We start from the raw sequence: 11,835 nt of genomic DNA, 5'->3' as shown, positions 1-11,835 counted from the left end.
TGCGGAAATTAACGAGGTGGTTATGTTTAGAAAATTAGCGGCAGAATGCTTTGGTACATTCTGGCTGGTGTTTGGTGGTTGCGGTAGCGCCGTTCTGGCTGCGGCATTCCCGGAATTAGGTATTGGTTTTGCGGGCGTGGCATTAGCCTTTGGCTTAACCGTATTAACGATGGCATTTGCTGTCGGCCATATTTCCGGCGGGCATTTTAACCCGGCTGTGACATTAGGCCTGTGGGCTGGCGGTCGTTTCCCGGCGAAAGACGTGATTGGCTATATTGTGGCGCAGGTGGTTGGCGGCATTATTGCGGCAGCGGTCCTGTACGTTGTGGCCAGCGGTAAAGCGGGCTTCGACGCGGCGGCAAGCGGTTTTGCCTCTAACGGCTATGGCGAACACTCACCGGGCGGCTTCTCTATGCTGTCTGCGATTGTTATTGAAATCGTCCTGACCGCGGGCTTCCTGCTGGTGATTCACGGTGCCACTGACAAACACGCACCTGCCGGTTTTGCCCCTATTGCTATCGGCCTCGCGCTGACCCTGATTCACCTGATCAGCATTCCGGTAACGAACACCTCCGTGAACCCTGCGCGCAGCACCGCAGTGGCGATCTTCCAGGGTGGCTGGGCGCTGCAGCAGCTATGGCTGTTCTGGGTAATGCCGATTGTCGGCGGTATCCTCGGCGGGCTGCTGTATCGTACGCTGCTGGAAAAACGCGACTGAGTGTACGGCTGTGATGCCGGGTGGCACGTCGCGAACCCGGCTAACAGGTGCAGTCATCCAGGCCGGGTAAGGCGTCGCCGCCACCCGGCCTTTATTTTGTACTTTGACTGGCAGACCGGAATTGGGTAGTGTCACTGGCGCTATTCAGACACACAAAAGGACCCGGCTGTTCATGTTTTCAGGACTCTTAATCATTCTGCTGCCGCTGGTAGTGGGCTATCTTATTCCCCTCCATCATGAGTCGGCCTTAAAACTCATTAATCGCTTCCTCAGCTGGATTGTCTACGTCATCCTGTTTTTTATGGGAATAAGCCTCGCGTTCCTGGATAATCTGGCCGCTAATTTACTCTCTATTCTCCATTATTCTGTAGTTACTATTGTGGTAATTCTGCTGTGTAATATTGCGGCGCTATTTTGGCTTGAGCGCGCATTGCCATGGAAAAACCATCATCAACAGGAAAAATTACCCTCGCGAATTGCCATGGCGCTGGAGTCATTAAAACTGTGCGGCGTGGTCGTGCTCGGCTTTTTGCTTGGCCTGACCGGTTTAGCGTTTTTACAACACGCCACAGAAGCCAGCGAATATACCCTGATCTTCCTGTTATTCCTGATCGGTATTCAATTACGCAATAACGGCATGACGCTGAAACAGATTGTACTCAATCGACGCGGAATGATTATCGCGGTGGTCGTGGTGGGCAGTTCGCTGATTGGTGGTGTGATTAACGCGTTTATTCTCGACCTGCCGCTGAAAACTGGGCTGGCGATGGCCTCCGGTTTTGGCTGGTATTCCCTGTCAGGGATTTTAATGACCGAATCCTTTGGCCCGGTGATTGGCAGCGCGTCGTTCTTTAACGATCTGGGCCGCGAACTGATCGCCATTATGCTCATTCCGGGGCTGGTGCGTAAAAGCCGCTCCACAGCGGTTGGCCTGTGCGGTGCGACGTCGATGGACTTTACCCTGCCCGTTCTGCAGCGTTCCGGCGGTCTGGAGCTGGTCCCTGCCGCCATCGTTCATGGTTTTATTTTGAGCCTGCTGGTGCCGATTCTGATGGCGCTGTTCACCGCATAATACCTCTCTGGCGGTAGGCTTCTGCCGCCAAAATTGCGTTAAATCAATCTCCCTTTACTTTGTCGAAGAAAGACCTTTTCTCTGTCCGGTCACAGGCATAACCTTAAACATGTATCTAAAATATAACTTTAACAGGTGTGATTATGTTTTGTGTGCAATGTGAACAAACTATCCGTACCCCAGCTGGCAACGGCTGCTCCTACGCGCAGGGCATGTGCGGTAAAACCGCAGAAACGTCTGACCTGCAGGATCTGCTGATTGCAGCCCTGCAAGGCCTCTCCGCCTGGGCGGTAAAAGCGCGCGAATATGGCATTATCGACCACGACATCGACAACTTCGCGCCGCGGGCATTTTTCTCCACGCTGACCAACGTCAACTTCGACTCCCCTCGCATCGTAGGCTACGCGCGCGAAGCCATCGCCCTGCGTGAAGCGCTGAAAACGCAAAGCCTGAGCGTGGACGCGAACGCTGCCGTCGATAACCCTATGGCTGGTCTGCAACTGGTGAGTGACGATCTGGGCGAACTGCAGCGTCAGGCGGCGGAATTCACCCCGAACAAAGACAAAGCGGCGATTGGCGAGAACATTCTCGGCCTGCGTCTGCTGTGCCTGTACGGCCTGAAAGGGGCGGCGGCCTATATGGAACACGCCCACGTTCTTGGTCAGTACGACAACAACATTTATGCCCAGTACCACAAAATCATGGCGTGGCTCGGCACCTGGCCCTCCGACATGAACGCCCTGCTGGAGTGTTCGATGGAAATCGGCCAGATGAACTTCAAAGTGATGAGCATTCTTGATGCGGGCGAAACCAGCACCTACGGCCATCCGACGCCGACTCAGGTCAACGTCAAAGCCACTGCCGGGAAATGCATTCTGATCTCCGGCCACGACCTGAAAGATCTCTACAACCTGCTGCAACAGACCGAAGGCACGGGTGTGAATGTCTACACCCACGGCGAAATGCTGCCTGCCCACGGCTACCCGGAGCTGCGTAAATTTAAGCACCTGGTCGGCAACTACGGCAGCGGCTGGCAGAACCAACAGGTGGAGTTCGCCCGCTTCCCAGGCCCTGTCGTCATGACCTCCAACTGCATCATCGATCCGACCGTCGGTGCCTATGACGACCGTATCTGGACGCGCAGCATCGTCGGCTGGCCGGGCGTAAGCCACCTCGAAGGCGATGATTTCACCCCGGTCATCACCCAGGCGCAGCAGATGGCAGGCTTCCCGTTCAGCGAAATAGAACATCTGATCACCGTCGGCTTCGGCCGCGAAACCCTGCTGGGGGCGGCGGATTCCCTGATCGACCTGGTGAGCCGCGAAAAACTGCGTCATATCTTCCTGGTCGGCGGCTGTGACGGCGCGCGCGGCGAACGTAACTACTTCACCGATTTCGCCACCAGCGTGCCGCAGGACTGCCTGATCCTGACCCTGGCGTGCGGGAAATACCGCTTCAACAAACTGGACTTCGGCGATATCGAAGGCCTGCCGCGTCTGATTGATGCCGGTCAGTGTAACGATGCCTATTCGGCGATCATTCTGGCGGTGACGCTGGCCGAGAAACTGGGCTGCGGCGTGAACGATCTGCCGCTGTCACTGGTGCTCTCCTGGTTCGAACAGAAAGCGATCGTGATCCTGCTGACGTTGCTGTCGCTGGGCGTCACCAATATTGTGACCGGCCCGACGGCACCGGGCTTCCTGACCCCGGATCTGCTGGCGGTGCTGAACGAAAAATTTGGTCTGCGTTCCGTGACCACCGTAGAAGAAGACATGCAGCAACTGCTGAGCGCGTAAGGAGTTTTTTCATGACGATGCCAACCTCACAATGCCCGTGGCGGATGCAGGTTCATCACATCCATCAGGAGACGCCGGATGTGTGGACGCTATCGCTGTTGTGCCATGATTTTTACCCCTATCGCGCCGGTCAGTATGCGCTGGTGAGTGTACGCAATTCTGCGGACACCCTTCGCGCCTACACCCTTTCCTCGACGCCGGGCGTGAGTGAGTACATCACGCTCACCGTGCGTCGGATCGATGACGGTGCCGGTTCACAGTGGCTGACGAACGAAGTGAAGCGCGGGGATTATCTTTGGCTCTCCGACGCCCAGGGGGATTTCGTCTGCGACGATAAAGCTGACGATAAATTCCTGATGCTGGCGGCGGGTTGCGGCGTGACGCCGGTGATGTCGATGCGTCGCTGGCTGGCGAAGAACCGTCCGCAGGCTGACGTACAGGTGATTTTCAGCGTCCGCTCTCCGGAGGATGTGATTTTCGCCGACGAGTGGCGCAATTATCCGGTCACCCTGATCGCCGAGAATAACGCGACTCACGGATTTGTCGCGGGCCGTCTGAGCCGCGAACTGCTGCAAAGCGTGCCAGATATCGCCTCGCGCACCGTGATGACCTGCGGCCCAGCGCCCTATATGGAAATCGTGGAGAACGAGGTGAAAGCGCTTGGCGTGACCCGCTTCTTTAAGGAGCAGTTCTTCACGCCAGTGGCCGAAGCCGCCATCAGCGGGGTGAAATTCACTAAACTGCAGCCTGCGCAGACCTTCTTCGGCCGCGTCGGTACCACGCTGCTGGAAGCGCTGGAGAGCAATAACGTTCCGGTCGTTGCGGCCTGTCGCGCGGGCGTGTGCGGGTGCTGTAAAACGAAAGTGGTTTCTGGCGACTACACCGTGAGCAGTACGATGACGCTGACGGATGCGGAAATTGCCGAGGGTTACGTGCTGGCCTGTTCTTGTCATCCGCAGGGTGATTTGGTTCTGGCATAAACTGTGTACCATATACTGTGCACAATGTGCCGGGCAGCTTTGCGGTTGCCCGGCCTACCCTTTTCAGGCCCGGTAGATATAGACTACCGGGCTTTTTTTATTCTCAACGCCAGGCCGGATCGCGCGCCAGTGAATAACGCCCTGCTCCCATAAAGGCCACGGCCAGTGCGCCAATGAAGAAATAGACCAGACTTTCAATCGCCCATGCGCCTACCGCATCCAGCGCAAAGGTTTTGCCGGTGCCGACCATCAGCCAGGCAACGATCATTGTAAACGCCAGCACCAGTGCCGCCGGACGGGTCAGGATCCCCAGCACAATCAGAACCGGTGCCACCACTTCGCCAATCAAAACGCCATAGGCGATAAACCCCGGCAGCCCTTTTTCCACCAGCATGCCGCTGATAAACCCCACGCCGCCAAACAGCTTGTGTAAACCGTGAAACAGCATTAACCCGCCGACCGCCAGACGTAATAACAATTTGCCAAAATCATCATGCGTTAGCGTTCTATTAACAGCAATTAACAATGATTTAACCATCTGAAATGATTCCTGTTTTCACCCTGTAGGCCATCAGAATATGACGAAAGGTTGTACAAAGAAAGTCACTATTAATCAGGGGGATTAAACGGGCATAACGCCCAGTTTCTTCTAAGCTTGTAAGCGTTATCACAAAACGGAGATGGACAACCATGAAACAGACCGTAGCGGCCTACGTAGCAAAAACCCTGGAACAAGCTGGCGTCAAACGCATCTGGGGCGTCACCGGCGATTCTCTCAACGGCTTAAGCGACAGCCTCAACCGAATGGGCACCATTGACTGGATGCCGACGCGCCACGAAGAGGTGGCGGCCTTTGCCGCAGGCGCGGAAGCGCAGCTGACGGGCGAGCTGGCGGTATGCGCAGGTTCGTGCGGACCGGGCAACCTGCATCTGATTAACGGTCTTTTCGACTGTCACCGCAACCACGTCCCGGTGCTGGCGATTGCGGCGCATATTCCGTCGAGCGAAATTGGCAGCGGCTATTTTCAGGAGACGCATCCTCAGGAGCTGTTCCGTGAATGTAGCCACTACTGCGAACTGGTTTCCACACCGGAGCAGATCCCGCAGGTAATGGCGATCGCCATGCGCAAGGCGATCCTCAATCGCGGCGTGTCGGTGGTGGTTCTGCCGGGCGACGTCGCGCTCAAAGCCGCACCCGAAGGGGCCAGCACCCACTGGTATCACGCCCCGCAGCCGGTGGTAACGCCTGCGGAAGAGGAGCTGAAAAAGCTGGCGCAGCTGCTGCGCTACTCCAGCAATATCGCGCTACTGTGCGGCAGCGGCTGTGCGGGCGCGCATAAAGAGTTAGTCGAATTTGCCGGGAAAATAAAAGCCCCCATCGTTCACGCGCTGCGCGGCAAAGAGCATGTGGAATACGATAACCCGTACGATGTCGGTATGACCGGCCTGATTGGTTTCTCGTCCGGGTTCCACACCATGATGAACGCCGACACCCTGGTGCTGCTCGGCACCCAGTTCCCGTACCGCGCGTTCTATCCGAGCGACGCAAAAATCATTCAGATCGACATCAATCCCGGCAGCATTGGCGCGCACAGTAAGGTTGATATGGCGCTGGTGGGCGATATCAAAGCCACGCTTGCCGCCCTGCTGCCGCATCTGGAAGAGAAAACCGACCGCAAGTTCCTCGACAAAGCCCTGAGCGACTACCGTGACGCGCGCAAAGGGCTGGACGATCTTGCCAAACCGAGCGACAAAGCCATTCATCCGCAGTACCTTGCGCAGCAGATCAGTCATTTCGCCAGCGACGACGCCATCTTTACCTGCGATGTGGGCACCCCCACCGTCTGGGCGGCACGCTATCTGAAAATGAACGGGAAGCGCCGCCTGATCGGTTCGTTCAACCACGGCTCGATGGCAAACGCAATGCCGCAGGCGCTGGGGGCACAAGCCACTGCACCGGAGCGTCAGGTGGTGGCCATGTGTGGCGACGGCGGGTTCAGCATGCTGATGGGCGATTTCCTCTCCGTCATGCAGATGAAACTCCCGGTTAAAATCGTGGTGTTCAACAACAGCGTGTTAGGTTTTGTGGCGATGGAGATGAAAGCCGGGGGCTATCTGACGGACGGCACCGAACTGCATGACACTAATTTCGCGAAGATCGCCGAAGCCTGCGGGATTCCCGGCATCCGCGTGGAAAAAGCCGCGGACGTGGATGAAGCCCTGCAGCGCGCCTTCTCCATCGACGGCCCGGTGCTGGTGGATGTGGTCGTTGCCAAAGAGGAGCTGGCGATCCCGCCGCAGATCAAACTGGAGCAGGCGAAAGGCTTTAGCCTGTACATGCTGCGCGCCATTATCAGCGGGCGCGGCGACGAAGTGATCGAACTGGCAAAAACCAACTGGCTCAGGTAAAACATCTCACATCACCTTTAAAACTATAGGGATGTGAAATGATAGACCTGCGCAGTGATACCGTAACCCGTCCGAGCCGCGCCATGCTCGAAGAGATGATGGCCGCCCCGGTCGGGGATGACGTTTACGGTGACGATCCCACCGTAAACGAACTTCAGCGCTACGCCGCCGAATTAAGCGGTAAAGAGGCGGCGCTGTTCCTGCCAACCGGCACCCAGGCGAACCTGGTGGCGCTGCTGAGCCACTGCGAACGCGGCGAAGAGTATATCGTCGGCCAGGGTGCCCATAACTACCTGTATGAAGCCGGTGGCGCTGCGGTGCTCGGCAGTATTCAGCCGCAGCCCATTGATGCCGCGCCCGACGGCTCCCTGCCGCTGGACAAAGTCGCCGCCAAAATCAAAGCCGACGATATTCACTTCGCCCGTACCAAACTCCTGAGTCTGGAAAATACCCACAACGGCAAAGTGCTGCCGCGCGAGTATCTGAAAGCCGCATGGGAGTTTACTCGCGAGCGCAAATTGGGTCTGCACGTCGACGGCGCGCGTATTTTTAACGCCGTCGTGGAGTATGGCTGCGAGCTAAAAGAGATCGCCCAGTATTGCGATTCGTTCACCATTTGCCTCTCAAAAGGGCTGGGGACGCCGGTCGGCTCACTGCTGGTCGGCAATGCGGACTACATCAAGCGCGCCAACCGCTGGCGTAAAATGACCGGCGGCGGCATGCGTCAGGCCGGAATTCTGGCGGCAGCGGGGTTGTACGCGCTTAAAAATAACGTTGCCCGTCTGCAAGACGATCACGATAACGCGGCATGGATGGCGGCGCAGCTGCGCGAGATCGGCGCGGATGTGATGCGTCACGACACCAATATGCTGTTTGTTCGCGTTGGCGAAGAGAACGCGGCGGCGCTGGGTGAGTATATGAAAGCGCACAGCGTGCTGATGAACGCCTCGCCGGTTGTGCGTCTGGTGATGCATCTCGACGTGAGCCGCGAGCAGCTGGCGGAAGTGGTAAAACACTGGCAGGCCTTTTTACAGCGTTAAGGAGCACAACGTGCCGCAACGTATTCTGGTGCTCGGTGCCAGCGGTTATATCGGTCAGCATCTGACGACGGCGCTCAGCCAGCACGGACATCAGGTGCTGGCGGCGGCACGTAATGTGGAACGGCTGCAAAAACTCGCGCTGCCCAACGTCACCTGTCACACGGTGGATCTTAACTGGCCAAAAGAGCTACCGACGCTGCTGGAAGGCGTCGATACGCTCTATTATCTGGTACACAGCATGGGCGAAGGCGGTGACTTTATCGCCCATGAGCGTCAGGTGGCGCTGAACGTGCGTGACGCGCTGCTGCAAACGCCGGTAAAGCAGATTATTTTTCTCAGTTCCTTACAGGCCCCGGAACATGAACAATCGGATCACCTGCGCGCCCGTCAGCTGACGGGGGAAATGCTCCGTAGCGCAGGGATCCCACTGACGGAACTGCGGGCGGGCATTATCGTCGGGGCGGGTTCTGCCGCCTTCGAAGTGATGCGCGATATGGTCTATAACCTGCCGGTGCTCACGCCGCCGCGCTGGGTGCGCTCACGCACCACGCCGATTGCGCTGGAAAACCTGCTGCACTATCTGGTCGAACTGCTGAATCATCCGACGGAAAGCCATCGCGTGCTCGAAGCCGCCGGGCCGGAGGTACTGAGCTATCAGGAGCAGTTCGAACACTTTATGACCGTCAGCGGCCGTCGTCGCTGGCTGGTACCCGTTCCCTTCCCGACCCGCTGGATCTCGGTGTGGTTTTTGAATGTCATCACCTCCGTTCCACCTACGACTGCCAAAGCGCTGATTCAGGGGCTGAAGCACGATCTGCTGGCCGACGACCGCGAGCTGCGGGCGCTGATTCCACAAAATCTGATCCGCTTTGACGATGCGGTACGCAACACCCTCAAAGAGGAAGAGGAGCTGATGAACTCCAGCGACTGGGGTTATGACGCTCAGGCCTTTGCCCGCTGGCGGCCAGAATACGGCTATTACCCGAAACAGGCCGGTTGCACGGTGAAAACAACCGCCAGCCTGGCGCCGCTGTGGGAGGTGATCAACCAGATTGGCGGCAAAGAGCGCTATTTCTTTGGCAATATTCTCTGGGAAACGCGCGGGATGATGGATCTGCTGGTCGGGCATAAACTGGCAAAAGGCCGCCCTGCGCACCCATACTTGCAGACGGGCGACAGCGTGGACAGCTGGAAGGTGATCATCGTTGAGCCGGAAAAACAGCTGGCGCTATTGTTTGGTATGAAAGCGCCGGGTCTGGGCCGCCTCTGCTTTACCCTAAAAGACAAAGGCGATCACCGGGAGCTGGACGTTCGCGCCTGGTGGCATCCGCACGGAATGCCAGGGTTGTTCTACTGGCTGTTCATGATCCCGGCGCACCTGTTTATCTTCCGGGGGATGGCAAAGCGTATTGCGCATCTTGCAGAAGGAATCACGGAAAAAGTCTGATTTAAACTCTGATTCTTTCACCTTTCCCATTGCATCGTGACGTAATTCACGGAAGAATGCGCACGAAATTCTTTTCAACACAGTGGATAGATATGAAGGTACTGGTTACCGGCGCCACCAGCGGCTTAGGCCGAAATGCGGTCGAGTTTTTGCGTCAGAAAGGCATCAGCGTCAGAGCCACCGGTCGCAACGAAGCGATGGGTAAACTCCTGCAAAAAATGGGCGCGGAATTCATCCACGCCGATCTGACAGAGCTGGTGTCTTCGCAGGCCAAAGTCATGCTCGCCGGAATCGATACACTGTGGCACTGCTCCAGCTTTACCTCTCCCTGGGGAACGCAGCAGGCGTTCGACCTGGCCAACGTTCGCGCCACTCGCCGCCTCGGTGAATGGGCCGTCGCCTGGGGCGTACGCAACTTTGTGCATATCTCCTCCCCGTCGCTCTATTTTGATTATCACCACCATCGCGATATTCAGGAAGATTTCCGCCCGGCGCGTTTCGCCTGTGAGTTCGCGCGCAGCAAAGCGGCCAGCGAAGAGGTGATCGATCTGCTGGCGCAGTCAAACCCGCACACCCGTTTCACCGTTCTGCGTCCACAGAGCCTGTTTGGGCCGCACGACAAAGTGTTTATCCCGCGTCTGGCGCAGATGATGCACCACTACGGCAGCGTGCTGCTGCCGCGCGGCGGCGATGCGCTGGTGGATATGACCTACTACGAGAACGCAATCCACGCCATGTGGCTGGCCAGTCAATCCGAGTGCGATCATCTGGTGTCCGGCCGCGCCTACAACATCACCAACGGCGAGCCGCAGACGCTGCGCAGCATCGTCCAGCGCCTGATCGATGAGCTGAACATTCACTGCCGCATTCGTTCTGTGCCCTACCCGATGCTGGACATGATCGCCCGCAGCATGGAGCGCTTTGGCAATAAATCGGCGAAAGAGCCGGCGCTGACCCACTACGGCGTGTCAAAGCTGAACTTCGATTTTACGCTGGATACCACGCGCGCTGAAACCGAGCTGGGTTATCAGCCCATCGTCACGCTGGATGAAGGGATCGTGCGCACAGCAGCCTGGCTGCGCGACCACGGCAAACTGCACCGGTAATTATCTCTGCCCGTATTTCTCTAACAACGCGCTGGCAATCGCCAGCGTTTCTGCATCAGCAATACCGTTCCATAGCTGGGGACGGTAGTGCATCTGGAAGACCTTAATCACCCGTTTTTGCTGCGCCTCGGTGCTGTTCTCCGGCACGTCATAGCCGTAGCGCGCCAGCAGATCGAGCAACGCTGCCGTCTCTACGCGCTCATACTTCGACTTTCCGTTGAGATAAAACGTCACGCGGGCGGGATCGGGCCAGGCACCTATGCCCTGCTGTGCCAGCTGCTGCCAGGGAAACAGCGGGCCGGGATCGTCTTTACGCTGCGGGGCAATATCCGAATGGGCCACCACGTTTTCCGGTTTGATGTCGTAGCGGGCAATAATGTCTTTGGCGAGGGGAATAAGCGCCGCGATTTGCGCCGGTTCAAACGGGGTGAAGATTTTCTCGCCGTTCGACTTTTGCCAGCCACGGTTTTCCAGCTCAATACCAATCGAGGTATCGTTAATGCGGTTCGTTCCGCGCCAGAAACTGACCCCTGCGTGCCAGGCTAAATCCTTCTCCGGCACCAGCTGCCAGATGCGCGGTTTGCCGGACGGCTCAGGCGGTCTGGCCGGAATCAGATAGTGGGAGCTGACGTTTTTGTCCGTGAGCGTCGCAAGCGAGCTGTCAAAATCATCGGCGGTATAGTGAATGACCAGCACTTTGATCCGCGGATACGCCGCCTGCGCCTGATGCCGCGTGTCCAGCTCGTAGGCCCCTTTATCGATAATCCCTTTCTCTGCGCAGCCTGCCAGCAACACCGCCAGCAGGAGCGTGGACCACAAACGTTTCATCGGCGCGTTTTCACCGCCGTACCGCTGACGCTCACCATCAGCATGCTGGCGTCTTTGCCGACCGTTTCGTAGTCGATATCAATGCCCACGACGGCATCCGCGCCCAGGGATTTGGCCTGCTCGCCCAGCTCTTTAAACGCGATTTCCCGCGCTTTGCGCAGCTCTTTCTCATAGGCACCCGAACGCCCACCGACGATATCGCGGATCCCGGCAAAAAAGTCGCGGAAGATGTTCGCGCCAAGGATGGCTTCACCGGTGACAACGCCGCAATACTCGACAATCGGCTGTCCTTCCAGAGTCGGGGTGGTAGAAAATTGCATGTTTATCTCCTTCAATACTCAAAATAGTCACGTAGTCACAAGGCGGCACGTGAGAGAATCCTCCGTAGCTGACGTGAGTCAGTGAACGGGTGAACGAACGCGTTAAATGCATCGGCATG

At 57.3% G+C, this 11,835-nt stretch carries 11 protein-coding genes; 8 read left to right on the top strand and 3 right to left on the bottom strand.

Annotated features, from left to right (window positions below; genetic code table 11):
* Positions 1 to 22: 22 nt before the first annotated feature.
* The 4 genes from aqpZ (at position 23) to hcr (ending at position 4,566) form a co-directional block, all read left to right on the top strand.
* Positions 23 to 718 (top strand): aquaporin Z, encoded by a 696-nt coding sequence (gene aqpZ / locus ACB496_RS07200; RefSeq protein ID WP_100777025.1) that lies wholly within the window; start codon positions 23 to 25, stop codon positions 716 to 718.
* A 172-nt stretch (positions 719 to 890) separates the two neighbouring features.
* Positions 891 to 1,790, top strand: a complete 900-nt coding sequence (locus ACB496_RS07195; RefSeq protein ID WP_102105158.1) for a lysine exporter LysO family protein — start codon at positions 891 to 893, stop codon at positions 1,788 to 1,790.
* 143 nt (positions 1,791 to 1,933) lie between these two features.
* The gene (gene hcp, locus ACB496_RS07190; RefSeq protein WP_371974753.1) at positions 1,934 to 3,586 is read left to right on the top strand and encodes a hydroxylamine reductase; all 1,653 of its coding nucleotides are present in this window, start codon (positions 1,934 to 1,936) and stop codon (positions 3,584 to 3,586) included.
* A gap of 11 nt (positions 3,587 to 3,597) precedes the next feature.
* On the top strand, positions 3,598 to 4,566 hold the full coding sequence (gene hcr / locus ACB496_RS07185) for an NADH oxidoreductase (protein ID WP_371974752.1): 969 nt from the start codon (positions 3,598 to 3,600) through the stop codon (positions 4,564 to 4,566).
* A gap of 103 nt (positions 4,567 to 4,669) precedes the next feature.
* On the opposite strand, the gene ACB496_RS07180 is transcribed toward hcr, so the two are convergent.
* Positions 4,670 to 5,104: a DoxX family protein gene (locus ACB496_RS07180; RefSeq protein WP_100777029.1), complete on the bottom strand. Its 435-nt coding sequence runs from the start codon at positions 5,102 to 5,104 to the stop codon at positions 4,670 to 4,672.
* A gap of 152 nt (positions 5,105 to 5,256) precedes the next feature.
* On the opposite strand from ACB496_RS07180, the gene poxB reads away from it, so the two are divergent.
* From poxB to ACB496_RS07160, 4 genes are all read left to right on the top strand, one after another.
* Positions 5,257 to 6,975, top strand: a complete 1,719-nt coding sequence (poxB, locus tag ACB496_RS07175; RefSeq protein ID WP_371974751.1) for a ubiquinone-dependent pyruvate dehydrogenase — start codon at positions 5,257 to 5,259, stop codon at positions 6,973 to 6,975.
* A 38-nt stretch (positions 6,976 to 7,013) separates the two neighbouring features.
* Entirely contained in the window at positions 7,014 to 8,015 is a 1,002-nt protein-coding gene (gene ltaE, locus ACB496_RS07170) for a low-specificity L-threonine aldolase (RefSeq protein WP_371974750.1), read from the top strand.
* A 10-nt stretch (positions 8,016 to 8,025) separates the two neighbouring features.
* Entirely contained in the window at positions 8,026 to 9,462 is a 1,437-nt protein-coding gene (locus ACB496_RS07165) for a DUF2867 domain-containing protein (RefSeq protein ID WP_371974749.1), read from the top strand.
* A 92-nt stretch (positions 9,463 to 9,554) separates the two neighbouring features.
* Positions 9,555 to 10,568, top strand: coding sequence for an NAD(P)-dependent oxidoreductase (locus ACB496_RS07160; RefSeq protein ID WP_100777033.1), 1,014 nt, complete (start codon positions 9,555 to 9,557; stop codon positions 10,566 to 10,568).
* Here the strand turns inward: ACB496_RS07160 and ACB496_RS07155 are convergent, their stop codons facing one another.
* Together ACB496_RS07155 and ACB496_RS07150 are read right to left on the bottom strand one after the other, a co-directional pair.
* The gene (locus tag ACB496_RS07155; RefSeq protein ID WP_371974748.1) at positions 10,569 to 11,396 is read right to left on the bottom strand and encodes an N-acetylmuramoyl-L-alanine amidase; all 828 of its coding nucleotides are present in this window, start codon (positions 11,394 to 11,396) and stop codon (positions 10,569 to 10,571) included.
* Positions 11,393 to 11,716: a heavy metal-binding domain-containing protein gene (locus tag ACB496_RS07150; protein WP_100777035.1), complete on the bottom strand. Its 324-nt coding sequence runs from the start codon at positions 11,714 to 11,716 to the stop codon at positions 11,393 to 11,395. Before ACB496_RS07150 ends, ACB496_RS07155 begins: the two co-directional genes overlap by 4 nt.
* Positions 11,717 to 11,835 lie beyond the last annotated feature (119 nt).

This window comes from Lelliottia nimipressuralis (genome assembly GCF_041464075.1).
Lineage (GTDB): Bacteria > Pseudomonadota > Gammaproteobacteria > Enterobacterales > Enterobacteriaceae > Enterobacter > Enterobacter nimipressuralis.
The sequence above is the reverse complement of the archived record's forward strand: the minus strand, read 5'-3'. Positions and strand labels throughout refer to the sequence as shown.

Excerpts from the sequence above, each read along its gene's own strand:
- aqpZ (WP_100777025.1), top strand. The coding sequence starts at position 23 with ATGTTTAGAAAATTAGCGGCAGAATGCTTTGGTACATTCTGGCTGGTG.
- ACB496_RS07195 (WP_102105158.1), top strand. The coding sequence starts at position 891 with ATGTTTTCAGGACTCTTAATCATTCTGCTGCCGCTGGTAGTGGGCTAT.
- hcp (WP_371974753.1), top strand. The coding sequence starts at position 1,934 with ATGTTTTGTGTGCAATGTGAACAAACTATCCGTACCCCAGCTGGCAAC.
- hcr (WP_371974752.1), top strand. The coding sequence starts at position 3,598 with ATGACGATGCCAACCTCACAATGCCCGTGGCGGATGCAGGTTCATCAC.
- ACB496_RS07180 (WP_100777029.1), bottom strand. The coding sequence starts at position 5,104 with ATGGTTAAATCATTGTTAATTGCTGTTAATAGAACGCTAACGCATGAT.
- poxB (WP_371974751.1), top strand. The coding sequence starts at position 5,257 with ATGAAACAGACCGTAGCGGCCTACGTAGCAAAAACCCTGGAACAAGCT.
- ltaE (WP_371974750.1), top strand. The coding sequence starts at position 7,014 with ATGATAGACCTGCGCAGTGATACCGTAACCCGTCCGAGCCGCGCCATG.
- ACB496_RS07160 (WP_100777033.1), top strand. The coding sequence starts at position 9,555 with ATGAAGGTACTGGTTACCGGCGCCACCAGCGGCTTAGGCCGAAATGCG.
- ACB496_RS07155 (WP_371974748.1), bottom strand. The coding sequence starts at position 11,396 with ATGAAACGTTTGTGGTCCACGCTCCTGCTGGCGGTGTTGCTGGCAGGC.
- ACB496_RS07150 (WP_100777035.1), bottom strand. The coding sequence starts at position 11,716 with ATGCAATTTTCTACCACCCCGACTCTGGAAGGACAGCCGATTGTCGAG.